This window comes from Trinickia sp. (genome assembly GCF_051954495.1).
Lineage (GTDB): Bacteria > Pseudomonadota > Gammaproteobacteria > Burkholderiales > Burkholderiaceae > Trinickia.
Map to the genome: position 1 here is coordinate 1 of NZ_JBQCHR010000155.1, position 22951 is coordinate 22951.

The 22951-nt window shown below is 63.6% G+C and carries 21 protein-coding genes and 1 pseudogene; 12 read left to right on the forward strand and 10 right to left on the reverse strand.

From position 1 onward, the window contains the following. Nucleotides 1-313: pseudogene (locus ACTHNR_RS21100) on the forward strand (glycosyltransferase family 39 protein); the annotation flags it as partial. Nucleotides 314-395: 82 nt separating this feature from the next. Here the strand turns inward: ACTHNR_RS21100 and ACTHNR_RS21105 are convergent. Together ACTHNR_RS21105 and ACTHNR_RS21110 are read right to left on the reverse strand one after the other, a co-directional pair. Further along, entirely contained in the window at nucleotides 396-1082 is a 687-nt protein-coding gene (locus ACTHNR_RS21105; RefSeq protein ID WP_440549621.1) for a hypothetical protein, read from the reverse strand. Beyond that, a complete protein-coding gene (locus tag ACTHNR_RS21110) occupies nucleotides 1079-1474 on the reverse strand; it encodes a hypothetical protein (protein ID WP_440549623.1) in 396 nt (131 codons plus the stop codon). The genes ACTHNR_RS21105 and ACTHNR_RS21110 overlap by 4 nt, the downstream gene beginning before the upstream one ends. Nucleotides 1475-1981: 507 nt before the next feature. Between ACTHNR_RS21110 and ACTHNR_RS21115 the strand changes: the two genes are divergently transcribed. Continuing rightward, on the forward strand, nucleotides 1982-3346 hold the full coding sequence (locus ACTHNR_RS21115) for an MATE family efflux transporter (protein WP_440549625.1): 1365 nt from the start codon (nucleotides 1982-1984) through the stop codon (nucleotides 3344-3346). Between the two features lie 20 nt (nucleotides 3347-3366). Here the strand turns inward: ACTHNR_RS21115 and clpB are convergent, their stop codons facing one another. Together clpB and ACTHNR_RS21125 are read right to left on the reverse strand one after the other, a co-directional pair. Then, entirely contained in the window at nucleotides 3367-5964 is a 2598-nt protein-coding gene (gene clpB, locus ACTHNR_RS21120) for an ATP-dependent chaperone ClpB (protein WP_440549627.1), read from the reverse strand. A gap of 146 nt (nucleotides 5965-6110) precedes the next feature. Next, nucleotides 6111-6605 carry an Rrf2 family transcriptional regulator gene (locus ACTHNR_RS21125; protein WP_440549630.1) on the reverse strand — a complete coding sequence of 165 codons (495 nt, stop codon included), beginning with the start codon at nucleotides 6603-6605 and terminating at the stop codon, nucleotides 6111-6113. 243 nt (nucleotides 6606-6848) lie between these two features. On the opposite strand from ACTHNR_RS21125, the gene ACTHNR_RS21130 reads away from it, so the two are divergent. Beyond that, the gene (locus ACTHNR_RS21130) at nucleotides 6849-7409 is read left to right on the forward strand and encodes a group III truncated hemoglobin (RefSeq protein ID WP_440549633.1); all 561 of its coding nucleotides are present in this window, start codon (nucleotides 6849-6851) and stop codon (nucleotides 7407-7409) included. Nucleotides 7410-7436: 27 nt separating this feature from the next. Here the strand turns inward: ACTHNR_RS21130 and moaE are convergent, their stop codons facing one another. The 6 genes from moaE to ACTHNR_RS21160 all read right to left on the reverse strand — a co-directional run bounded on the left by moaE (nucleotide 7437) and on the right by ACTHNR_RS21160 (nucleotide 13816). Further along, nucleotides 7437-7919, reverse strand: coding sequence for a molybdopterin synthase catalytic subunit MoaE (gene moaE / locus ACTHNR_RS21135; protein WP_440549636.1), 483 nt, complete (start codon nucleotides 7917-7919; stop codon nucleotides 7437-7439). A 39-nt stretch (nucleotides 7920-7958) separates the two neighbouring features. After that, nucleotides 7959-8216: a molybdopterin converting factor subunit 1 gene (moaD, locus tag ACTHNR_RS21140; protein WP_440549639.1), complete on the reverse strand. Its 258-nt coding sequence runs from the start codon at nucleotides 8214-8216 to the stop codon at nucleotides 7959-7961. Nucleotides 8217-8241: 25 nt separating this feature from the next. Beyond that, nucleotides 8242-9498, reverse strand: a complete 1257-nt coding sequence (locus ACTHNR_RS21145; RefSeq protein WP_440549642.1) for a molybdopterin molybdotransferase MoeA — start codon at nucleotides 9496-9498, stop codon at nucleotides 8242-8244. Between the two features lie 187 nt (nucleotides 9499-9685). Further along, nucleotides 9686-11137: a threonine synthase gene (gene thrC / locus ACTHNR_RS21150; RefSeq protein WP_440549645.1), complete on the reverse strand. Its 1452-nt coding sequence runs from the start codon at nucleotides 11135-11137 to the stop codon at nucleotides 9686-9688. Between the two features lie 44 nt (nucleotides 11138-11181). Beyond that, nucleotides 11182-12501 carry a homoserine dehydrogenase gene (locus ACTHNR_RS21155; protein ID WP_440549648.1) on the reverse strand — a complete coding sequence of 440 codons (1320 nt, stop codon included), beginning with the start codon at nucleotides 12499-12501 and terminating at the stop codon, nucleotides 11182-11184. 67 nt (nucleotides 12502-12568) lie between these two features. After that, the gene (locus ACTHNR_RS21160; protein ID WP_440549650.1) at nucleotides 12569-13816 is read right to left on the reverse strand and encodes a pyridoxal phosphate-dependent aminotransferase; all 1248 of its coding nucleotides are present in this window, start codon (nucleotides 13814-13816) and stop codon (nucleotides 12569-12571) included. A gap of 364 nt (nucleotides 13817-14180) precedes the next feature. On the opposite strand from ACTHNR_RS21160, the gene ACTHNR_RS21165 reads away from it, so the two are divergent. The 9 genes from ACTHNR_RS21165 to ACTHNR_RS21205 all read left to right on the forward strand — a co-directional run bounded on the left by ACTHNR_RS21165 (nucleotide 14181) and on the right by ACTHNR_RS21205 (nucleotide 22641). Then, nucleotides 14181-14555 carry an Mth938-like domain-containing protein gene (locus ACTHNR_RS21165; protein WP_440549652.1) on the forward strand — a complete coding sequence of 125 codons (375 nt, stop codon included), beginning with the start codon at nucleotides 14181-14183 and terminating at the stop codon, nucleotides 14553-14555. Between the two features lie 116 nt (nucleotides 14556-14671). Continuing rightward, nucleotides 14672-16405 carry a glycosyltransferase family 39 protein gene (locus ACTHNR_RS21170; RefSeq protein ID WP_440549655.1) on the forward strand — a complete coding sequence of 578 codons (1734 nt, stop codon included), beginning with the start codon at nucleotides 14672-14674 and terminating at the stop codon, nucleotides 16403-16405. Between the two features lie 44 nt (nucleotides 16406-16449). Continuing rightward, nucleotides 16450-16821 (forward strand): DMT family transporter, encoded by a 372-nt coding sequence (locus ACTHNR_RS21175; RefSeq protein WP_440549695.1) that lies wholly within the window; start codon nucleotides 16450-16452, stop codon nucleotides 16819-16821. A 106-nt stretch (nucleotides 16822-16927) separates the two neighbouring features. Next, nucleotides 16928-18082 (forward strand): DegT/DnrJ/EryC1/StrS family aminotransferase, encoded by a 1155-nt coding sequence (locus ACTHNR_RS21180; RefSeq protein WP_440549657.1) that lies wholly within the window; start codon nucleotides 16928-16930, stop codon nucleotides 18080-18082. Nucleotides 18083-18088: 6 nt separating this feature from the next. Next, nucleotides 18089-19129, forward strand: coding sequence for a glycosyltransferase (locus ACTHNR_RS21185; RefSeq protein WP_440549659.1), 1041 nt, complete (start codon nucleotides 18089-18091; stop codon nucleotides 19127-19129). Continuing rightward, nucleotides 19126-20073: a formyltransferase gene (locus ACTHNR_RS21190; protein ID WP_440549661.1), complete on the forward strand. Its 948-nt coding sequence runs from the start codon at nucleotides 19126-19128 to the stop codon at nucleotides 20071-20073. Before ACTHNR_RS21185 ends, ACTHNR_RS21190 begins: the two co-directional genes overlap by 4 nt. After that, nucleotides 20070-21146: a bifunctional UDP-4-keto-pentose/UDP-xylose synthase gene (locus ACTHNR_RS21195; RefSeq protein ID WP_440549664.1), complete on the forward strand. Its 1077-nt coding sequence runs from the start codon at nucleotides 20070-20072 to the stop codon at nucleotides 21144-21146. The genes ACTHNR_RS21190 and ACTHNR_RS21195 overlap by 4 nt, the downstream gene beginning before the upstream one ends. Nucleotides 21147-21204: 58 nt before the next feature. Then, the gene (locus tag ACTHNR_RS21200) at nucleotides 21205-22101 is read left to right on the forward strand and encodes a 4-deoxy-4-formamido-L-arabinose-phosphoundecaprenol deformylase (RefSeq protein ID WP_440549667.1); all 897 of its coding nucleotides are present in this window, start codon (nucleotides 21205-21207) and stop codon (nucleotides 22099-22101) included. 78 nt (nucleotides 22102-22179) lie between these two features. Continuing rightward, the gene (locus ACTHNR_RS21205; RefSeq protein WP_440549670.1) at nucleotides 22180-22641 is read left to right on the forward strand and encodes a peroxiredoxin; all 462 of its coding nucleotides are present in this window, start codon (nucleotides 22180-22182) and stop codon (nucleotides 22639-22641) included. Nucleotides 22642-22951 lie beyond the last annotated feature (310 nt).

Here is a 22951-nt window from a genome sequence, read left to right on the forward strand (position 1 = left end):
CATGCAAATCGCCGAGCACTTGCCCGACGACTACACTTGCATCTCGCCGGTTCGCCTCGGCGATGCGCAGCTCGCGTCGTTCGCTTATTTCGCCGACATGCAGTTTTCGTTCAGCGACGACTGCGACGTGCTGCTGCGACACGACTCCGCCGATTTCAGTGCGCCGAGCCCGATGCTGAACTACGCTTGGAAGCTTGTTTGGGAAGGCCGACGCGCGGCCGACCGCGACGAACGCTTTCGGCTTTATGTGAGAGTGGATAGGCCAGTCCCAAAGGTAGAGCGGCGGCATACGCGCGCCGTTCGACGGCATTGAAACCGGATAGGAAGGCGGACCGCGCGAGCTTCGGATCGGCAAGCGCGGTCTTTGCGGTATCTCGATGGCGAGGCAACGAAATTTACCGGGTCATTTCCTCAGCCAGCGCTCGGATGGAGTTCGGGTTCCAAAATGTGCTGCCGTCGGTGGTTGCTGCATCCTCTAGATAGAGCGTGTAGTCCTCCGAATCTGTGATCCATCCCACCACCCAGAGACGCCGGTTATCTTTCGGACGCTGCGAAAGCGATAACGAAGCGCGCGTACCGGCTACCTCAAACCTCAACGCGTCCTCAATCGCAAAAAGCTTTCCTTGATCCTCTCTGTAATCCCATACGGAAAGCATGCCGAGTTTTCCCGTTGGCAGCTTGAACAATACAGAATCGCGCCTCCCCATATCGGGCAATCGGCCTAGTGCTTCCGCCCCAACCGATGTCAGATTGGCAGTACGCTTTATGATCCGCTCCAACTCGACGGACCCGAGCGCGTTGTCCTTCGAAACAGTCGGCATAACGGCTCTGGCCTCCTGAAGCAAGTTCAGCTTCTCCGCGGACGCTGACAAGACGTCGTACGTAGCCATTCTTTTGACCAGGTTTTCCTGCAGAACAGCACGTTGTGAGGGCGAACTCGCGGGAGCGATCACGACCAACGCGCTCGCGGCTTCCATGACTGCCGCCATCTCGCCCATCGCACGATCTCGGACACTCACCTGATCACCGGAATGGCACCCGACCACGCCTATCACTATGAACGACATGAAAATTAGCTTCATGGTCTGGGCCATCCTTCCGTCAAATTGCAGTCCTCGGCTACAGTCTGGCCCGCCACGACCTCCACCTTCCGATCAGGGTCGTAGTAATAATGCTGTCCGACGACGCGCCAGCGGTTGATCCATGGATTGGCGCCCGCTATCTGATCTGTTCGCTCAACAATATTCGGCGACCCTGCCCTGGCGCTAAAAAGGACTCCTCTGTTCTTCGTGAAAATCTTGAACTTATCGTCAGTCAACACTGAACGATCCAAGAGATCTCGAGCAAGGCCTGAGTCTCGTTTCGTTTTTTGCAACCAACCGCTGTAATTTCCCTGATGCCACTGATAAACGCTGTGTCGTGCGCCGAGGTAGAACCGGCTGCTCAGGTAGTCGGTCGTGATCGATTCCAACACCCAATACTTCTCCTTTTCTCGGTGATTGGGGAGTTCGCGCACCCACGCTGGGGCCCCCAATAGCACGAAGAAGGTCGCCGCTATTGCTTGCAGCCCATGGGTATTTGATCGAATCTGCACGCCCGACTAAAGGTACCCACCGCACCCGCATGGGAGCAGTGCATCGTGCACGTAAGCAATATCGCTATCTGCGCGCTCTTCATTGATGGCCGCGCTCTTCGAGCGCTGACCGGCGACTGGTGCGGCGTCGACTGGGTCGACGCAATCTTTCTCATGATCACTGTGCCCTCCACGTTTGAAAGGAGGACAAAATTTAAGTCAGCCGATGTGCAACTGGGAGCATTTACGAAAAAATAGGACAATCGCCGGTCAAGCGTAGCAACGCATTCGGCCGGTGCGCCCAACGCTAGCAGGTCAAAGAACGAGAAGTCCGTGGCGCCCCGAGAAGAAACCTACGAACGACAGCTACGACGACGGCACGAAGGCGAACCTCTCCATCCCAAAATTATGTTCACTGACATCCGCAAGATTGCCGCCCTCGCCTGGCCGGTCCTTATCGGGCAACTCGCCATCATCGCGTTCGGCGTGATGGATACCGTCATGGTCGGCCGCTTTTCCGCCGTCGATCTCGCTGCGCTCGGACTGGGCTCGTCCGTCTATGTCTCAGTTTTCGTCGGCTTGACGGGCGTGGTGCTGGCCTTGCAGCCGATCTGCGGACAGTTGTTCGGTGCGCGACGCTACACGGAAATCGGCGAGGAGATCCGTCAAGGGCTGTGGCTTTCGGCGGGGCTCGCGGTGCTCGGGTTCATCGTGATGTTTTTCCCCGGGCCGCTGCTCGCCATTTCGCACGTTCCTGCTGCGCTGCACGAGCGTACCGAGGCCTATTTGCGCATCGCGGCGTTCGGCCTACCCGCGAGTCTGGCGTTTCGTGTCTATACCGCGCTCGCCAACGGCGTCGGCAAGCCTCGCCTCGTCATGGTGCTCCAGGTAGGCGCGCTGCTCGTCAAAATCCCGCTCAATTTCTGGTTCATTTTCGGCGGTCTGGGCATACCCGCGCTGGGCGGCCCCGGCTGTGCGTTGGCAAGCACGGCCATCAACTGGGCGCTCGCCGCGATCGGCTTGACGCTGCTTTCGAAGCTCGACTTCTTCGCGCCGTTCGAGACGTTCAAGCACTTTTGCTGGCCCGAGCGGCGGCGACAACTCGCCCTACTCAAGCTCGGGGTACCGATGGGTCTCTCGTTCTTGATCGAGGTGACGTCGTACACTTTCATGGCGCTGTTCATCGCGCGCTTCGGCACGACGACACTCGCCGGCCACCAGATCACAGGGAATTTCGGCGCCGTGCTCTACATGACGCCGATGTCGATCGGCGTCGCCACCTCGACCCTCGTCGCGCAAGCGCTCGGCGCACACCGCGACGCCGCGGCGCGCACGCTCGCCATGCATGGCATCGCGCTGGCCTGCGCGATCGGCCTCGGCTATGCGGCGCTCGCGTTCGCGCTGCGGCCCGAGATCTTGGCCGGCTACACGACCAATGCCGCCGTCATCGCCGCCGCGATGCCGCTCCTGCCGATCATGCTCGTCTATCACATCTTCGACACCTTCCAAACGGTAACGGCCTTCGTATTGCGCGCGTATAAGGTGGCAGTCGTACCCACCGTCATCTATGCGGTCGCGCTGTGGGGTGTCGGGCTAGGCGGCGGCTATCTGCTCGGCTTCGATGTCGGCGGGACGGCGCCGCTTTGGCTGACCGGCGCGCGCGGCTTCTGGGCCGCCAGCGCGGCCAGCCTCGCCGTGGCCGGCGGCGGCCTGTTCCTATACTGGCGCGCGATTAGCAAAGACCGCGGGCCCGCCGCGCCGGCAGCACGCTAGCGCGGCTCGGCATAGGGACGTCAATGCACGACGCGCTCGAAGACGAATGTGCCGTCCTCGACCTCCACCGGAATGACGTCCTTGGGCCCGAACCGCCCGGCGAGGATCAGCTTGGCCACCGGGTTCTCGATTTCCTGCTGGATCGCACGCTTGAGCGGACGCGCGCCGAACAGCGGATCGTAGCCGACCTTCGCGATCGCCTCGAGCGCGGCATCGGAGACGAGCAGTTGCATATCGAGCTTTTCGAGCCGCTCATGCAAACGCTGCAACTGAATCTTCGCGATCGATTCGATGTTGCTGCGATCGAGCGCATGGAACACGACGACTTCGTCGATCCGATTCAAGAATTCCGGGCGGAAATGCAGCTTGACCTCCGACCACACCGCTTCGCGCACCGCTTCCTGCGGCTCTCCCGTCATCGCCTGAATCATCTGCGAACCCAAGTTCGACGTCATCACGATGACAGTGTTCTTGAAGTCGACCGTACGTCCCTGGCCGTCCGTCATGCGGCCGTCGTCGAGCACCTGCAGCAGCACGTTGAAGACGTCCGGGTGCGCCTTCTCGATTTCGTCGAGCAGGATCACGCTGTATGGCTTACGACGCACCGCCTCGGTCAGATAGCCGCCCTCCTCATAGCCGATGTAGCCCGGCGGCGCGCCGATCAGCCGCGCCACGCTGTGCTTTTCCATGAACTCGCTCATGTCGATGCGGATCAGATGCTCTTCCGAATCGAACAGGAACGAGGCCAGCGCCTTGCACAGCTCCGTCTTGCCGACACCCGTCGGCCCGAGGAACAGGAACGAACCGTAAGGCCGGTTCGGATCGGCCAAGCCCGCGCGCGAGCGGCGGATCGCGTCGGCCACGGCCGAGATCGCCTCGTCCTGTCCAATCACGCGCTCGTGCAGCTTGTCTTCGATCTGCAGCAGCTTTTCGCGCTCGCCTTGCATCATCCGCGAAACAGGGATGCCCGTCGCGCGCGACACGACCTCCGCGATTTCCTCGGCGCCCACTTGCGTGCGCAGGAGGCGCGGACGCGTCGGATTGTTCTGTTCCTTAGCCTCTGCCTGCGTCACTTGCTTCAAGCGCGCCTCGAGCTCGGGCAGCTTGCCGTATTGCAGTTCGGCGACTTTCTCGAGCTTGCCCTCGCGCTGCAGCCGCGTGATTTCGGCGCGCGTCTTCTCGATCTCTTCTTTCAGCTGCGCACTGCCCTGCACCGCGGCTTTTTCCGCTGTCCAGATCTCCTCGAGATCGGAATACTCGCGGTTCAGCCGATCGATTTCCTCCTCGATCAGTTGCAGCCGCTTCTGCGAGGCTTCATCTTTCTCCTTCTTCACGGCTTCGCGCTCGATCTTCAATTGAATCAAGCGGCGATCGAGCCGGTCCATCTCTTCCGGCTTGGAATCGATCTCCATCTTGATCTTCGAAGCGGCCTCATCGATCAGATCGATGGCCTTGTCGGGCAGGAAGCGATCCGTGATGTACCGGTGCGAGAGCTCCGCCGCGGCCACGATGGCCGGGTCGGTGATCTCTACGCCATGGTGCAGTTCGTATTTCTCCTGCAAGCCGCGCAAAATCGCGATCGTCGCCTCGACCGAAGGCTCGTCGACGAGCACCTTCTGGAAGCGTCGCTCGAGGGCGGCATCTTTTTCGATGTACTTGCGATATTCATCGAGCGTCGTCGCACCGATGCAATGCAGCTCGCCGCGCGCCAGCGCCGGTTTGAGCATATTGCCCGCGTCCATCGCGCCTTCGGCTTTACCCGCGCCGACCATCGTATGGATTTCGTCGATGAAGACGATCGTCTGGCCTTCGTCCTTCGCGATATCGTGCAGGACGGCTTTGAGCCGCTCCTCGAATTCGCCGCGGTATTTCGCTCCCGCGAGCAGCCCAGCCATGTCGAGCGACAGCACGCGCTTGCTCTTGAGCGACTCGGGCACCTCGCCGTTGACGATGCGCTGCGCGAGCCCTTCGACGATCGCGGTTTTGCCCACTCCCGGTTCGCCGATCAGGACGGGATTGTTCTTGGTACGACGCTGCAGGATCTGGATAGAACGACGGATTTCATCGTCGCGCCCGATCACCGGGTCGAGCTTGCCGGCCCGCGCACGCTCGGTCAGATCGATCGTGTACTTTTTAAGCGCCTCGCGCTGGCTTTCGGCATCGGCGCTATGCACTTGCGCGCCGCCGCGAACGGCCGCGATCGCCGTTTCCAGTGCCTTGCGCGTGAGACCGTACTGGCTCGCGAGACGCCCGGCCTCGCCCTTGTCGTCCGCGACGGCGAGCAAGAACATTTCGCTCGCGATGTAGGTGTCGTTCAACTGCTGCGCTTCTTTGTCGGCCTGATTGAGCAAGCCGTTCAGCTCCCGGCTCACTTGCACGTTGCCGTCGGTCCCCTGGACCTGCGGTAGGCGTGCGATGGCGTCGTTCAGCGCCGTTTGCAGCGCCTGCACGTGCACGCCCGCACGCGAGAGCAGCGAGCGCGCCGAGCCGTCCTGCTGCGCGACGAGCGCCGCCAGAACGTGGACCGGTTCGATATATTGCTGCCCCCGGCCGACGGCGAGGCTTTGGGCATCGGCGAGCGCTTCTTGGAATTTGGTGGTGAGCTTGTCGATTCTCATGAAGAGACCTCCAACTTTTAACTATCACCAAAATGAGGCGCTCTTCGCTCGTTTCAAGCGGTTTCTTTGCGATTTACATGCGCCCATGCGCGGCCGACCACATTGGCCGCGGCCTGGCGCACGGCATCGCCAGCCCGCGACCCCGCCTAGGCGGGCGAGATCGGCACCACGGACCGAGCCTGTGCGCCGGCAGGCATGGCCGGAAGTCCGAGCAAAGCGGCCAGCGGCGTCGCCGGGCTGGCCAGTTCCCCGAGCGTATGGCGATCCAGTTCCGCAAGGAATGCGCCGCGAGCCGACTCGAACACGTGCTTGAGGCGGCACTGCGGCTCTATGACGCAGGTTCGCGGCTCGGCGCCCTCGCGCGGAAAGCATCCGACGATCGCGAAATCCCCCTCCGTCCCGCGCACGACTTCACCGATCGTCAAGCCGAGCGAGCGTTCATTGAGACGCAGGCCGCCGTGCCGGCCGCGAACCGTATCGATCCAACCCAGTTCGCCGAGCCGCTGCACGACCTTCATGAGATGGTTTTTCGATATTCCATAAGCTTCGGAAATGTCGTGAATCGTCGTCAGGCCTTCCTCGCGTACCGCCAAGTACAGCAGCACTCGCAAGGCATAGTCGGTGTAGTCGGTGAGTCTCATCGGCGGTTCGCGGCTCGATTGGGGCCCGGCGCGCGAACATGCGACGGATCGTGTCCATCGGCAAAACCGCGCCGGGTAAAGGGTTGTATAGTGGGCGTCTCGACCATAACATGCATTTGGCGCGCAGGTATGGCGACTGCCGCGCCGCTATGTGTTTCCCGATCAATTCGTTCGCTTGCGCGAGAGTGTGCGGCAGAACCGGCCGCAAGCCCAGCGCAATACTGTCATTCGATGTCTACCTCTATGAATACCGGGGCCGGAACGCCCCCCGCACGCTATCACGAACCGAGCGAAGCCAATATCCGCGAGCTCGTGTATGCCTTTTACGATCGCGTGCGGGCCGACCCGCTGCTCGGCCCTGTTTTCGATTCGGTGCTGGAAGGCCGTTGGGACACCCACCTACCGAAGATGTGCACGTTTTGGGGCAGTCTCGTGCTCGGCGACAAGCGCTACCGCGGCAACGTGCAGCAGGCGCACCAGCCGCTAGAAGGCGTCGAGCCGCGCCATTTCAGCCGGTGGCTGCATTTGTTTCTCGACACGGTGTGCGACCGCTACGAACCGGCCGCGGCCGTGCGCTTCATGGAGCCGGCGCTACGAATCGCTCAAAGTCTGCAATTGAGCCGTTTCGGCTGGGACTATACGATCCCGCCCGAACAGCAAGCGCTGTTGGAGCGTATCGCGCCCAAGCGCGGCCCGAGCGACGACGCGCACGGTCATGGCAACGCGGAGCGCCGGCGCGAGCCGTTTCCCGCCAAGATCATCGGCCGCTCGGCCGGCGAGACGAACGAGGACGGCGCCGACTGAACGCGTCACGTTCGGAAGGCCGATTCATCACTCGTCGCTCGGCGTCGCATTCCCGGCCGCCACGCCCCATCTCGCGAGCGCCGCGTCGTCAGACACACGCGCATCGACCCAGCGCTCGCCGCTCGGGGTCGTTTCTTTTTTCCAAAACGGCGCCTGCGTCTTCAAATAGTCCATGACGAACGCACAGGCCTCGAACGCGAAGTGCCGATGCGGCGAGGTGGCGGCGGCCAAAACGATCTGATCGCGTGGAAGAAGCTTGCCGACACGGTGCACGATCAGCACCTTGCAGCCGGCCCAACGCTGCTTCGCCGCATCGACGATCGCCTCAAGCGCTTTTTCGGTCATACCCGGGTAGTGCTCGAGTTCCATGGCGGCCACGTCTTCCCCATCGTTCAGATCGCGCACCGTACCGACGAACGCCACGACCGCGCCGACTTTCGGGTCTTCAGCCCGCAATGCGGCGATTTCGGTCGACAAGTCGAAATCTTCTGTTTGAACGCGGACGGTCATAACGTGCTCCGATCGATCAATGGGACGCCACGGCGCGCGTCAACCGCCCGTGACGGGCGGGAAGAACGCCACTTCGCAACCGTCGGTGAGGCGCGTGGCCGCGTCCGTCATCGTGTGATTGCAGGCCATGCGCAACGCGCGCCCCTCGGCGAGCGTTTCGCTCCATGCGCCGCCGCGCGTGCGCAACCAGACGCGCACGTCCCCGACAGTCGCCACGCCGTCGGGCACCTCCACGGCTTCCTGCGCGACGCCCAACGCCTCGCGCACGCTGGCAAAATACCTGAGCTCTATTTTCATGTCGGATTGCCGATCGAGTGGGCCGTCAGCCGAGCAATTCGGCAAACGGGAGAAACCGCACGGTTTCGCCCGCGCTGATCGCGTGGTTCGGCGGATTGTCGATGAGACCGTCGCCCCAAACCGTGGAAGTCAGCACGGCGGAACTCTGGTTCGCGAACAGCTCGAGCCCGCCCGCGGCGTTGATGCGCGCGCGCAGGAACTCGTTGCGGCGATCGGCCTTCGCTTGCGTGAAATCGGCCCGCAGCGAAACGGCGCGCGGGGCGACGTCCGCGACCCCGGACAAACGCAACAGGAACGGCCGCACGAAAAGCAAGAACGTCACGAAGCTCGATACCGGGTTGCCCGGCAAGCCGATGAAGTAAGCTTCCCGGCCCCGTTCGCCTTGATCTGTTCGGCGCACGGCGCCGAACGCGAGCGGCTTCCCTGGTTTCATCGCGATTTGCCAGAGCGCGAGGCGCCCCGACGACTCGACGGCCGGTTTCACGTGATCCTCTTCGCCGACCGACACACCGCCCGATGTCAAGATCAGATCGTGCTCCCGCGCCGCGTCGGCCAAGGCCGCCCGCGTCGCATCGAAGCGGTCGGGGACGATGCCAAGATCGGTGACCTCGCAGTTCAGACGCGTCAACAGCGCGCGCAGCGTAAAGCGATTCGAGTTGTAGATGCCGCCTGGCGCGAGCGGTTCGCCGGGCATCGTCAGTTCGTCGCCCGTGAAGAACACCGCGACCTTCAAGCGCCGTGTAACGGAAAGCCGCGCGCAGCCGATCGACGCCGCGAGCCCTAGCGCTTGCGGCGACAGCCGCGTACCGGCCGGCAGAATGACCGCGCCGCGGCGAATATCCGCGCCTTGCGGGGTAATCCATTCGCCGGCTTTGGGCGTATGCAGAATCGAGACGGCATCGCCGTCGGATTCGGTCTGCTCTTGCATGACGACGGCGTCGGCGCCGGGCGGCACGGGCGCGCCGGTGAAGATGCGCGCCGCCGTTCCTTCGGCCAGCGGCTGCGGCGATTGTCCCGCCGGCACGCGCTGCGAGACGGGCAACCGACGCTCGCCATGCGCCAGATCGGCCACGCGCACCGCATAGCCGTCCATCGCGCTCGTGTGCACGGGCGGCACGTCTAGCTCCGATATGACGTCGGAGGCCAACACACGTCCGAGCGCATCGAGCGTCGCGACAGATTCGGTTTCGGCAACGCGCTGCGCCGCTGCCAGCAGCGCGGCAAGCGCATCCGCCGTGGACAACAGCGGCGCGCGCAGGGGAGATTGGGTGGGCGTGGGCATCGACGAGCGATTCTCGCTGCGAAAACCCTTATTGTAGCGAGCCGCCGCCGCTCCGGCATGCGCGGGTGGGGAACCGCGGCATCGCGGCGGGGCCCTAGCGGGGCAAAAGGCCGCACGCCGGCCGGCCGCTTGTTCGGCCGTCGACCGGCCGGGCCGCTTCGGTCGCCCCGCTGGACCATGCCGTACCTTAGTCGGCCGTATGCGCCGAGATGAACGCTTTCACGCTCGATGCGTCGGCGGGCAGCACTTCGAAGCGCTGCGGCAGCGATTCGATCCCGTCGAATGCCGCGGGCCGCTGCGGGTCGCGCCCGAGCGCCTCGCGAATCGACTCGCCGAACTTGATCGGCTGCGCCGTTTCCAGCACGACCATCGGCACACCCGCGGTGAGATGCTCGCGTGCGACCTTCACGCCGTCGGCCGTATGCGTATCGATGATCTGGCCGTAGCGCGCATGAACGTCGCGGATCGTGTCGATCCGATCGTCGTGCGTGCTACGCCCGGAAACGAAGCCGAATTCGCGCACGCGAGCGAAATCGCCGCTCGCGACGAGATCGAACCCGCCCTTTTCCTCCACGTCGCGAAACAGTTGCAGCACGCGCGACGGATCGCGGCCGAGCAGATCGAATACGAAGCGCTCGAAATTCGACGCCTTCGAAATGTCCATGCTCGGGCTGCTCGTATGGTAGGTCTGCGCCGAACCGCGAACGCGATAGGCGCCCGTGCGGAAAAACTCGTCGAGCACGTCGTTTTCGTTCGTGGCGACCACGAGCTTGTCGATCGGCAGGCCCATCATCCGGGCGATGTGCCCCGCGCAGACGTTGCCGAAGTTGCCCGAGGGCACGGTGAACGAAACGCGCTCGTCGTTCGAGCGCGTCGCCGCGAAATAGCCCTTGAAGTAGTAGACGACCTGCGCCACGACGCGCGCCCAGTTGATCGAGTTGACCGTGCCGATTCGATGCGCCGCCTTGAACGCGTGATCGTTGGAGACGGCCTTGACGATGTCCTGGCAGTCGTCGAACACGCCCTCGATCGCCAGATTAAAGATATTCGGCTCCTGCAGGCTGTACATTTGCGCCGTTTGGAACGCGCTCATCTTGCGATGCGGCGACAGCATGAACACCCGGATGCCGGCCTTGCCGCGCATGGCGTACTCGGCCGCGCTGCCGGTGTCGCCGGACGTCGCGCCGAGAATGTTGAGCGTCTGCCCATGCTTGGCGAGGGCGTACTCGAACAAATTGCCGAGCAACTGCATCGCCATGTCCTTGAACGCGAGCGTCGGCCCGTTGGACAGAGCGAGCAGCGACACCTGCGCGCCGCCCTCGACGCCGAGCGGCGTAAGCGGTGTGATGTCGCTCGCATTCTCGCCCGTGCGCACGTTGCTGTAGACGTCGGCGCGATAGGTGCGCTGCGTGAGCGCGCGCAGATCGGCGGAGGGAATGTCGTCGCAGAACTTCGAGAGGACTTCGAATGCGAGATCGGCGTACGGCAGCGTGCGCCAGCGCGCGAGCTCGTCGGCCGTGACCCGCGGATACTCGTTGGGCAGATAAAGGCCGCCGTCCTTGGCTAGACCGGTGAGCAAAATGTCGGAGAACGTATGGCGCTCGCCGATACCGGCACCGCGCGTCGAGATGTAGTTCATGATCGGCTTCGTGAGATCGATTTCGGTAAGGGACGCGCTCGGCTCTAGGCTTCGATCCGAAGCTTCGTCACGTTCGAAACGACCGTGGAAAGCGCTTCGATTCGAGCGATCGCCGAGTTGACGTTCTTCTCGAGCGTATCGTGCGTGATGATGACGACGTCGGTCTCGCGATGGTTGTCCACCTGCTCGGATTCCTTTTGCAGCAGTGCATCGATCGAAATGCCTGCGTCGGCCAGGATACGCGTGATGTCGGCCAGCACGCCGGTGACGTCGGCCACGCGCAGCCGCAGGTAATAGCCGCTCGTGACTTCGTCGATCGGCAACACCGGCGTATCGGACATGCTCTGCGGCTGGAACGCGAGATGGGGCACGCGGTGGCCCGGATCGGCCGTATCGAGGCGCGTGACGTCGACGAGATCGGCGACGACGGCCGAGGCGGTCGGCTCGGCGCCCGCGCCCTTGCCGTAATAAAGCGTCGTGCCGACGGCGTCGCCATGCACCTCCACGGCGTTCATCGCGCCCTCGACGTTGGCGAGCAGGCGTTTGGCCGAAATCAGCGTGGGGTGCACGCGCAACTCGATGCCGCGCTCGGTGCGGCGCGTGATGCCGAGCAGCTTGATGCGGTAGCCGAGATCCTCCGCGTACTTGATGTCGATGGCGGCAAGCTTGCTGATCCCTTCGATATAGGCACGATCGAACTGCATCGGGATGCCGAAGGCGATCGCGCTCATGATCGTGAGCTTGTGCGCGGCATCCACGCCTTCGATGTCGAACGTCGGATCGGCTTCGGCATAGCCGAGCGCCTGGGCGCCCTTCAGGGCCGTCGCGAAATCGAGGCCGCGCTCGCGCATCTCCGACAGGATGTAGTTCGTCGTCCCGTTGATGATGCCGGCAATCGATTGAATGCGATTGGCCGTGAGCCCTTCGCGCAAAGCCTTGATGATCGGGATGCCGCCGGCTACCGCCGCCTCGAAGGCCACCATCACGCCCTTGGCGCGCGCGGCCTCGAAAATCTCCGTGCCGTGCACGGCGAGCAGCGCCTTGTTGGCCGTCACGACATGCTTGCCCCGCGCGATGGCGCGCAGCACGAGTTCGCGAGCGATGCCGGTGCCGCCGATCATTTCGCCGATGATGCCGATCGACGGATCGTCGACGACCGCTTCGAAGTCGCTGCCCACTTGCACGTCGCCCGCGAAATCGCCAAGCGCGGCGAGCGCCTTGGCGGGATTGCGCACGGCAATGCGCGCCACCTCGATCCCGCGGCCCGCGCGACGTTTGATTTCTTCCTGGTTGCGGCGCAGCACCGTGAAGGTGCCGCTGCCGACCGTGCCGAAGCCCAACAAGCCTACTTTGATCGGTTCCATGCAGCGTGTTCTATTGAGTTGAATCAGTGAAAAAAGTGAGCGCCGAGCCGCGGGCGGCTCGAGGCGGCTAGGTACCGTGACGCTTGCGATAGCCTTCGAGGAAGCGCCCGATCCGGTTGATCGAATCGGTCAGATCGTCCACGTTCGGCAGGAACACGACCCGGAAATGGTCAGGCCGCGGCCAATTGAAGCCCGAGCCCTGCACGAGCAGCACGCGTTCCTCGAGCAGCAGATCGAGGATGAATTGCTGATCGTCTTCGATCGGGTAGATCTTCGGATCGAGCCGAGGGAACATGTACAACGCCGCTTCGGGCTTGACGCAGCTTACCCCTGGGATCGCATTGAGCATTTCGTAGGCGACTTGGCGCTGCCGGTAAAGGCGCCCGCCCGGCCCGATGAGATCGTTGATGCTCTGATAGCCCCCGAGCGCCGTTTGGATCGCATACTGCCCCGGAACGTTCGGACACAGCCGCATCGAAGCAAGGATGCCGAGCCCCTCGAAGTAGTCCTTGCCGCGGCGCCGGTTCTCGCCCGTCAAGCCCGACACATACATCCAGCCCGCGCGATAGCCGCAGGAGCGGTAGCTCTTGGACAGGCTGTTGAACGTCACGGTCAGCACATCCTCGGACAGCGCGCCTAGCGACGTGTGCTTCTTGCCGTCGTAGACGATCTTGTCGTAGACCTCGTCGGCGAACACGATCAGGCCGTGCTGCCGCGCGATATCGAGCAGATCGAGCAAGAGCTCGTCGGAATACAGCGCCCCGGTGGGGTTGTTGGGGTTGATGACGACGAGCGCGCGGGTGCGGGGCGTGATTTTCGCACGGATGTCGTCGAGGTCGGGCATCCAGGCGTTCGATTCGTCGCACAAATAGTGCACGGGCGTCCCGCCCGAGAGGCTGACCGCCGCCGTCCACAGCGGATAGTCGGGCGCCGGCAGCAAGACTTCGTCGCCGTCGTTGAGCAAGGCTTGCATCGCCATCACGATGAGCTCGGAAGCGCCGTTGCCGATATAGATATCGTCGAGTTCGACCCCGGCCACGCCCTTTTGCTGCGAGTAATGCATGATCGCCTTGCGCGCGGCGAACACGCCTTTCGAATCGGAATAACCCGACGAAGCCGACAGATTGCGGATCATGTCCTGAATGATCTCGTCGGGCGCATCGAACCCGAACGGCGCCAGATTCCCGATATTGAGCTTGATGATGCGATGTCCGTCTTCCTCCAGACGCTTCGCGTGCTCGAGCACGGGCCCGCGAATGTCGTAGCAGACGTTGAGCAGCTTGTTCGATTTGAGAATCGGTTTCACGGCGGACACAGTTCCTGAGGAGAGCCCGAAAGACGGGAAGCGCTAGGGCGAGCGCACGGGCAGCCGGCCTACGCGCGAAAGCATCGCCACGCCCGGCCGGCGAGGGTTCGCCGGCTTGGAAACACGCGCGGCCGCGCTCTCATTGACGGCGCGCTTGTGGCGCGCGAGCGGCGACTGATGGGTTCGTTCGCGCGCGTGCGCGATGCCTGGCCGGCGTTGAACCGGCCCTTGGCGCCGCAGGGCGGCTAAAAAGTTATAATTTAGCGGATTTCGGCCGACTTTCGCAATGCACCATTTGCCGCGAAAGCCCCTTTCGGCCTCGATGCGGGTGCGGCGAGGCCATGCCACGCCCGATGGAACCACGGAAACCGATTTGAAATTACACCAGGACTCGAGCGGCGCGCTGAACACCGTGACCGCTTACGGCGACCATTACGTGGACGTCAACCTCGTACGCCATGAAAGCAGCATCCTGCTGCTGCCGGACACGCCCGTCGCGGATTGGCCCGTGTCGTCGTTCGACGCGCTGGCCGCCGAACATTTCGACCTGCTGCTCGACGCGGCGCCCGAAGTCGTCGTGTTCGGCAGCGGCGCGCGTCTTCGTTTTCCGCATCCGCGTCTGACCGCCGCCCTCACGGCGCGGCGCATCGGCGTCGAAACGATGGATTTCATGGCCGCCTGCCGCACGTACAACATTTTGATGGCCGAAGGCCGGCGCGTGGCAGCGGCGCTGCTCATCGAACGATGAACGCGCCGTGGGCGGGGCTGCATGCGCAGGATCGCCGCGACGCGGCGAATCCAGCGCCGAAAAGCCTGCCCGCGCGGCTCCTTGAACCGACACCGATAGACATTCAAGCCTAATCCATGCCGCTTCAACGTTATTCCCGCGCCGACGGCGCGGTTCAGTCGACGAGCGCCTCCGGCGCGGGCGCTGCCGCGCAATGGCCCATCGGCCGCATTGCGCTCGCACTGCTCGTCGTGGCGCTCGCCCTCGTCTGGTTCGTGCCTTTGGGCTGGCGCCATCTCGTGCCGAGCGACGAGGGCCGCTATGCGGAGATGGCCCGCGAGATGCTGCTCACGGGCGACTGGATCACCCCGCGCTACAACGGCTACAAGTACTTCGAGAAGCCGCCGCTGCAAACGTGGATGAACGCGCTGACCTTCGCCTGGTTCGGCATCGGCGAATGGCAGGCGCGGCTCTATACGGCGCTGACCGGCTTCGCCGGCGTGCTCGTGGCAGGCTATACCGCCGCTCGGCTGTTCAATCCGGCGGCGGGCCTCGCCACCGCGCTCGTGCTCGCCAGCGCGCCCTACTGGCAGTTGATGGGGCACTTCAACACGCTCGACATGGGGCTCTCGTTCTGGATGGAGCTCACGCTGTGCGCGATGCTGCTCGCACAGCGCGTCGGCGTACTCGAGCGCGAGGCGCGTCGTTGGATGTGGCTGTGCTGGGGAGCAATGGCGCTCGCGGTGCTCTCCAAGGGGCTCGTGGGCCTGATCCTGCCGGGCGCCGTGCTCGTGCTGTATTCGCTGATCCAGCGCGATTGGGCGCTCTGGAAGCGTCTGTACCTGCCGAGCGGCCTCGTCGTCTTCTTCCTGATCGCGACGCCCTGGTTCGTGCTCGTGCAGCAGCGCAACCCCGAGTTCTTCAACTTCTTCTTCATCGTTCAGCAGTTCGATCGCTATCTCACCCCCGCGCAAAACCGCCCCGGCCCCGTCTACTACTTCGTGTGGGTGCTGCTCGTCGGCATTCTGCCGTGGCTGTCGATCGCCTGGCAAAGCCTGCGCCACGCGCTCGCGCAGCCGCGGCAGCTGAACGGATTCGCGCCGAATACGCTGCTCGTCGTCTGGTCCGCCTTCATTTTCGTGTTCTTCAGCGCCTCGCACTCGAAACTCGTGTCGTACGTTCTGCCGATCGCGCCCGCCCTCGCGCTGCTGATCGGCGCTTACCTGCCTCACGTGTCTCGCGGCGCGTGGCGGCGGCACCTGATCGGCTATGCCGCGTTTCTCGTCGTCGCGGCCGTGGGCGCGATGTTCATCGCCCGCTTCGGCGATGCACGCACCCCCAACGTGCTCTACCGCGAGTTTCGCGTCTGGGTATTCGCCGCGATCGGCGTCGCCCTGCTGCTGACGCTGGCCGCGCTCGCCGTGCTGCGGCGCTCGCAGCGCGGCGTGCTGCCCTCGGCCCTCGTGTTCGGCGCGGGCTGGGTGATGCTTTGCACGATCGCGGGCACCGGGCACGACGTCTTCGGACGGCAAAGCTCCGGCGCCCTGCTCGCCCCCACGGTCAAGGCGGAATTGGCCCGACTGCCTGCCGATACGCCGTTCTATTCGGTGGGCATGCTCGATCACACGCTGCCGTTCTACGTCGGCCATACGACGATCATGGTGGCGAGCCCCGACGAGCTGACATTCGGCGTGACGCAAGAGCCCTCCAAATGGGTACCGACCATCGCCGAATGGATCGAGCGGTGGAAGGCCGACCCGCACGCGCTCGCGGTCATGCCGCCGGGCCGCTATGCGGACCTCGTCAAACAGAATGTGCCGATGCGCGTGATCGCGCGCGACGCACGACGCGTCGTCGTCGAAAAGCCATGAACGCGACTTCCTCGCCCCAGCCGGGCCTACCCGTCCCTCACTCGATGAACCCGATCTCTCTTTTTTGCATCTTGTTCGGCGTCGCGCTCAACGCGTGCGCGCAGTTGCTGCTCAAGGCCGGCGTGAACGCCGTTGGACACTTCGAATTCACCCGTGCGAACATTCTGCCGATCGGCTTCAAGCTCGCGATGCAGTGGCCGATCATCGGCGGCCTGGCCTGCTACGTCGTGAGCGTGGTCGTCTGGATCGTCGGGCTGTCGCGCGTCGACGTCTCGATCGCCTACCCCATGCTCTCGCTCGGCTACGTGGTCAATGCCGTCGCGGCATGGTACTTGTTCGGCGAGGCGCTGAGCCTGCAGCGTCTCGTCGGCATCGGCATCATTCTCATCGGCGTCCTGGTGCTCGCCCGCAGTTGAGGACCGCGCCGAGCGATCGCGCGCACGAGCGGCGCATCGACGAATAAAAACGGGCGGCGCCGGGAGCGCCGCTCCTTACTCAACACCTCGTACTCGAGCGAAGTCCATGACCCAAGACTCTCTTCCTTTCCTGCCGTTCGTCCGTCCTGAAATCGACGAGGAGACGATCGCGGGCGTCGCCGACGTGCTGCGCTCGGGCTGGATCACGACGGGCCCGCAAAACCAGGCGTTCGAGCAGCAGCTTTCCGCGTTTTGCGGCGGGCGCCCGGTGCGGACGTTCAATTCCGGCACGGCAACGCTCGAGATCGGGCTCAGGATCGCCGGCGTCGGAACCGGCGACGAAGTGATCACGACGCCGGCGTCGTGGGTCGCGACGGCCAACGTCATCTTGGAAGTCGGCGCGACGCCCGTGTTCGTGGACATCGATCCCGTCACGCGCAACATCGACCTGAGCCTCCTCGAAAAAGCGATCACGCCGCGCACCAAAGCGATTATTCCCGTGTTCCTCGCGGGCATGCCCGTCGACATGGACCGGCTTTACGAGATCGCGCGCGCCTACAAGCTGCGGGTGGTAGAGGACGCGGCCCAGGCATTCGGTGCGACGTGGCGCGGCGAGCGCATCGGCAAACTCGGCGATATCGTGTCGTTCAGCTTCCATGCGAACAAGAATCTGACCTCGATCGAAGGCGGCGCGCTCGTGCTCAACAACGAAGAGGAAGCCGAACTCGCACGCAAGTACCGGTTGCAAGGCGTCACGCGCACGGGCTACGACGGCATGGACTGCGACGTGCTCGGGGGCAAGTACAATCTGACCGACGTGGCGGCGCGAGTGGGCTTGGGCCAGCTGCCCCACATGGAGCGGTTCATCGCAAAGCGCAAGCAGCTGGCGCGCGCCTACTTCGCGGGGTTCGAGGGCGGCGCGGCGCAACGACTCGGCATCGGGCTGCCGGTGGCCGATTACGAAAATGGAAATTGGCACATGTTCCAGATAACGCTGCCCGCGGAACGGTTGACGATCGATCGCGCTCGGTTCATGCAAAAGCTGCATGACGACTACGGCATCGGCTCCGGCGTGCATTATCCGGCGATCCATCTGTTCACGCTCTACCGCGCGCGCGGTTTCGCGCCCGGCATGTTCCCGCATGCCGAGCGCTTCGGCGCGACGACGGTCACACTGCCGATGTTCACGCTGATGACCGAGCGTGACGTGGCCCGCGTATGCGACGCCGTCAACGAGATCTGCGAACAATACGGGAAATAAGCGGACATGAGTTATATCGAACACCGTACGGCACGGCCTGAAGTCTCCATCGTCATCCCCGTCTACAACGAGGAGGCGGGGCTCCACGCGCTGTTCGCGCGCCTATACCCGGCGCTCGACGCGCTAGGCGCAGCCTACGAAATCATCTTCATCAACGACGGCAGCCGCGATAAGTCGGCCGCGATGCTCGCCGAACAATTCCGCGCGCGCCCCGACACGACGCGCGTCGTCCTGCTCAACGGGAACTACGGGCAGCATATGGCCATCCTCGCGGGCTTCGAGGAATCGCGCGGCGACATCGTCATCACCCTCGATGCCGATCTGCAGAACCCGCCCGAGGAAATCGGCAAGCTCGTCGCCAAAATGCGCGAAGGCTACGACTACGTGGGCTCGATCCGAATTCAGCGCCAGGACACGCTGTGGCGACGCAAGGCCTCGCGCGCAATGAACCGTCTGCGCGAACGCATCACGCGGATCAAGATGACCGATCAAGGCTGCATGCTACGCGCGTACAGCCGTCAGATCATCGAAACGATCAACCGCTGCGGCGAGGTGAACACGTTCATCCCCGCCCTCGCCTATACGTTCGCGCAAAACCCGATCGAGGTGGAAGTCGCGCACGAAGAGCGGTTCGCCGGCGAATCGAAATACTCGTTGTATAGCTTGATTCGCTTGAACTTCGATCTCGTGACGGGATTCTCGGTCGTGCCGCTGCAATGGCTATCGTTCATCGGCGTGATCTTGTCGATGGGCTCGGCGGGCTTGTTTCTGCTGCTCGTGATTCGACGGTTCGTCATCGGGGCGGAAGTGCAGGGCGTGTTCACGCTGTTCGCCATCACGTTCTTCATGCTAGGCGTGATCATCTTCGCGCTTGGGCTGCTCGGCGAGTACATCGGCCGCATCTATCAGCAGGTGCGCGCGCGGCCGCGCTACCTTGTGCAAACGGTGCTCGAGGCTCGGCCCGGCGAAACACAGCCCATCGCCGTGCCGGCTGCCGCCGGTGCGGCGCCCGGCACGCACGCGCATGTCGAGGACCGCGACCGATGAAACCTCGCGCCGTCGTCTTCGCCTACCATAACGTCGGGGTGCGCTGCTTGCGCGTGCTGCTCGCGCGCGGCATCGACGTCGCGCTCGTCGTGACGCACGAAGACAACCCCGCCGAGCGCATCTGGTTCGACAGCGTCGCGCAAGTGGCCGCCGAGCACGGCATCGAAACGATCACGCCAGCCGATCCGAACGGCGCGCAGTTGCGAGACGCGGTGGCCGCCGCCAAGCCCGATTTCATCTTCTCATTCTACTACCGGCATATGCTGCCGGCCGGATTGCTCGCGCTCGCCCCTCGCGGCGCGTACAACATGCACGGCTCGCTGCTGCCCAAATATCGCGGCCGCGTACCGACGAATTGGGCCGTCCTGAACGGGGAGACGGAAACGGGCGCGACCTTGCACGAAATGGCGGCCAAGCCCGACGCCGGTGCGATCGTCGGGCAAAGCGCCGTGCCGATCCTGCCCGACGACACGGCGCAAGACGTGTTCGACAAGGTGACGGTCGCAGCCGAGCAGACGCTCTGGCGCGTGCTGCCGGCGCTGATCGCGGGCGAGGCGCCGCATCTGCCGAACGATCTGGCCCGCGGCAGCTACTTCGGCGGACGCAAGCCCGAGGACGGTCGCATCGACTGGTCCAAGCCGGCGCAGCAGGTGTACAACCTCGTGCGCGCGGTCGCCCCGCCGTACCCGGGCGCATTCACCGAAGTGGCCGGCGAACGCTTCGTGATCGCCCGCGCGCGGCTGGCCGGTCTCGACGCGTCGGCCAAGGCCGGCCTCGCGAATTTGCCCCCAGGTCTGCACGTAAGCGATAATGCGTGTTTCGGCGTATGCGGCGACGCGCGCGCCATCGCCATTTCCGAACTGCGGCATCAGCGCGACGGGCAAGAAACCGTCGTTAGCCCCGAGCAGTTCGTCCAGCTCACTAATCGTTCCCGTCATTCATGAATTCCGCCAAAACCGAACGTTCCGCTAAGAAAGTCCTGATTCTCGGCGTCAATGGCTTCATCGGCCACCATTTGTCCAAACGCATTCTCGAGACGACCGACTGGGAAGTGTTCGGCATGGACATGCAGACGGACCGCCTGGGCGAGCTGACGCAGCACGAGCGGATGCACTTTTTCGAAGGCGACATCACGATCAACAAGGAGTGGGTCGAATATCACGTCAAGAAGTGCGACGTGATCCTGCCCCTCGTGGCGATCGCCACGCCCGCCACCTACGTCCAGCAGCCGCTGCGCGTGTTCGAACTCGACTTCGAGGCGAACCTGCCGATCGTTCGCTCCGCCGTCAAGTACCGTAAGCACCTCGTGTTTCCGTCGACGTCCGAGGTCTACGGCATGTGTGCCGACGAGCAGTTCGATCCGGAAGCGTCGGCGCTGACGTACGGGCCGATCAACAAGCCCCGTTGGATCTATGCCTGCTCGAAGCAGCTGATGGACCGCGTGATCTGGGGTTACGGCATGCAAGAGGGGCTGAACTTCACGCTGTTCCGCCCGTTCAACTGGATCGGCCCGGGCCTCGACTCGATCTACACGCCGAAGGAAGGCAGCTCGCGCGTGGTCACGCAGTTCCTTGGCCATATCGTGCGCGGCGAGAACATCAGCCTCGTCGACGGCGGCTCGCAAAAGCGCGCGTTCACCGACATCGACGACGGCATCAGCGCTCTGATGAAAATCATCGACAACAAGGACGGCATCGCCTCCGGCAAGATCTACAACATCGGCAATCCGACGAACAACTTCTCGGTGCGTGAACTCGCGCACAAGATGCTGGCGCTGGCCGCCGAGTACCCGGAATACGCCGAGTCGGCCAAGGCCGTGCAGCTCGTCGAGACCTCCTCGGGCGCTTACTACGGTGCAGGCTACCAAGACGTCCAGAACCGCGTGCCGAAGATCGACAACACCATGGCCGAGCTGAACTGGGCGCCGCAAGCGACGTTCGACGACGCGCTGCGCAAGATTTTCGAGGCGTATCGCGGCCACGTCGCCGACGCGCGCGCACTCGTCGAGCAGCAGTAACGACGCTTAAGCGCAGACGCAGACGCAGTAGCAGTCGCAAACGCTTCGAGAACCTTCCTTGGCCCGCATCGTTCTGAAAATCGACGTCGACACGCTGCGCGGCACGCGCGAAGGCGTGCCGAACCTCGCGCGCATGCTCGACCGCTTCAAGGCGCGCGCCACGTTTCTGTTCAGCCTCGGCCCGGACCACACGGGCTGGGCGCTGCGCCGCGTCCTGCGGCCCGGCTTTCTAAAGAAGGTGTCGCGTACGTCGGTGCTCGAGCACTACGGCGTCAAGCAGCTCATGTACGGCGTGCTGCTGCCGGGCCCCGATATCGGGCGCAGAGGTATCTTTGAAATGCGCGCGATCCATGAAGCCGGCTTCGAATGCGGCATCCACACCTGGGACCACGTCTACTGGCAGGATAACGTTCGCTCGCGCGGACGCGATTGGACGGTCGGCGAAATGCAAAAGAGCTATGCGCGGTTCGTCGAAATCTTCGGTGCGCCGCCCGCGACCCACGGCTCGGCCGGCTGGCAAATGAACGAGCACGCGTTCGAGCAAATCGACGCATGGGGCATGGCATACGCGTCGGATGGGCGCGGTCATTCGCCTTATCGGCCCGTTGTGGACGGCAGGACCCTCGCCCACGTGCAGTTGCCGACGACACTGCCCACGCTCGATGAGTTGCTCGGCGTGGACGGTTGCGACGAGTCGAACGTGGCCGAGCGTCTGCTGGCGGCCACCGAAACCAGCCCGCACGATCAGGTCTTCACGCTGCACGCGGAACTCGAAGGGCAAAAGCTCGCCTCCGTTTTCGAACGGTTGCTCGCCGGCTGGCAGGCGCAGGGTCATACGTTTGCGACGATGGGCGACTACCATGCCGCACTGGACCGCGACCTGCTGCCATCGTACCCTGTCACTTGGGGCGCGATTCCGGGCCGCTCGGGCGACCTCATCGTCCAGCCTGATTGACTGCTCGATGCCGCCCGGGCGCGCTTGCGCCGCCGTCAAGCCTCTCGACCATTTGCGCGATAAGAATAGGAGAACCACGTGCCCATCGCAGTCGACCAAGCCGTCCCCGATTTCACCGCTCCCGCGACCGGGGGCGAGATCACGCTGTCCGGTCTTCGGGGCAAAAAGGTGGTGCTGTACTTCTATCCCAAGGACAACACGCCGGGCTGTACGACGGAAGGTTTGCAATTCCGCGACCTGTACCCGAAGTTCAAGAAAGCAGGCGCCGAAATCGTCGGCGTTTCGCGCGATAGCTTGCGCTCGCACGAAAATTTCAAAGCCAAGCTCGAATTGCCGTTCGAGTTGATTTCCGATGCGAACGAGGCGCTGTGCGCTTTGTTCGGCGTCATCAAGATGAAAAAAATGTATGGCAAGGAAGTGCGCGGGATCGAGCGCTCGACATTCCTGATCGACGCGCAAGGCGTGCTTCGGCGCGAGTGGCGTGGCGTAAAAGTACCGGGGCACGTCGACGAAACGCTGGAGGCTGTACAAGGACTTTGACGCGCGTTATATTGCGTTGCAATGAGTTCATATTCATCTCGTCTGATCCGTAGCCGCGCCGGTGTCGTCGCTTTGGGCGACGACTGCACTGTCAGGCGCCGCGTGATGCTCGCAATCGAGCCGCTTGCTCCATCGCAACAGGAGCGGCGGCTTTTTTGTTTTTAGGCGGCGGGGCGTTGCGTCGCCGCCGGCTTTCTTGCGAAGGAGCTGATCGAAATCTAGGCGAACCGGCGAACCGAAACCTGAAACGCGCCGCTCGAAGGCTCGGCCTGCCAATCGCGGGCCAGACATTCGGCGGCGCACGAGATGC

Excerpts from the sequence above, each read along its gene's own strand:
- ACTHNR_RS21105 (WP_440549621.1), bottom strand. The coding sequence starts at position 1,082 with ATGAAGCTAATTTTCATGTCGTTCATAGTGATAGGCGTGGTCGGGTGC.
- thrC (WP_440549645.1), bottom strand. The coding sequence starts at position 11,137 with ATGAACTACATCTCGACGCGCGGTGCCGGTATCGGCGAGCGCCATACG.
- clpB (WP_440549627.1), bottom strand. The coding sequence starts at position 5,964 with ATGAGAATCGACAAGCTCACCACCAAATTCCAAGAAGCGCTCGCCGAT.
- moaE (WP_440549636.1), bottom strand. The coding sequence starts at position 7,919 with ATGACCGTCCGCGTTCAAACAGAAGATTTCGACTTGTCGACCGAAATC.
- ACTHNR_RS21115 (WP_440549625.1), top strand. The coding sequence starts at position 1,982 with ATGTTCACTGACATCCGCAAGATTGCCGCCCTCGCCTGGCCGGTCCTT.
- ACTHNR_RS21190 (WP_440549661.1), top strand. The coding sequence starts at position 19,126 with ATGAAACCTCGCGCCGTCGTCTTCGCCTACCATAACGTCGGGGTGCGC.
- moaD (WP_440549639.1), bottom strand. The coding sequence starts at position 8,216 with ATGAAAATAGAGCTCAGGTATTTTGCCAGCGTGCGCGAGGCGTTGGGC.
- ACTHNR_RS21145 (WP_440549642.1), bottom strand. The coding sequence starts at position 9,498 with ATGCCCACGCCCACCCAATCTCCCCTGCGCGCGCCGCTGTTGTCCACG.
- ACTHNR_RS21170 (WP_440549655.1), top strand. The coding sequence starts at position 14,672 with ATGCCGCTTCAACGTTATTCCCGCGCCGACGGCGCGGTTCAGTCGACG.
- ACTHNR_RS21180 (WP_440549657.1), top strand. The coding sequence starts at position 16,928 with ATGACCCAAGACTCTCTTCCTTTCCTGCCGTTCGTCCGTCCTGAAATC.
- ACTHNR_RS21155 (WP_440549648.1), bottom strand. The coding sequence starts at position 12,501 with ATGGAACCGATCAAAGTAGGCTTGTTGGGCTTCGGCACGGTCGGCAGC.
- ACTHNR_RS21185 (WP_440549659.1), top strand. The coding sequence starts at position 18,089 with ATGAGTTATATCGAACACCGTACGGCACGGCCTGAAGTCTCCATCGTC.
- ACTHNR_RS21130 (WP_440549633.1), top strand. The coding sequence starts at position 6,849 with ATGAATACCGGGGCCGGAACGCCCCCCGCACGCTATCACGAACCGAGC.
- ACTHNR_RS21125 (WP_440549630.1), bottom strand. The coding sequence starts at position 6,605 with ATGAGACTCACCGACTACACCGACTATGCCTTGCGAGTGCTGCTGTAC.
- ACTHNR_RS21195 (WP_440549664.1), top strand. The coding sequence starts at position 20,070 with ATGAATTCCGCCAAAACCGAACGTTCCGCTAAGAAAGTCCTGATTCTC.
- ACTHNR_RS21175 (WP_440549695.1), top strand. The coding sequence starts at position 16,450 with ATGAACCCGATCTCTCTTTTTTGCATCTTGTTCGGCGTCGCGCTCAAC.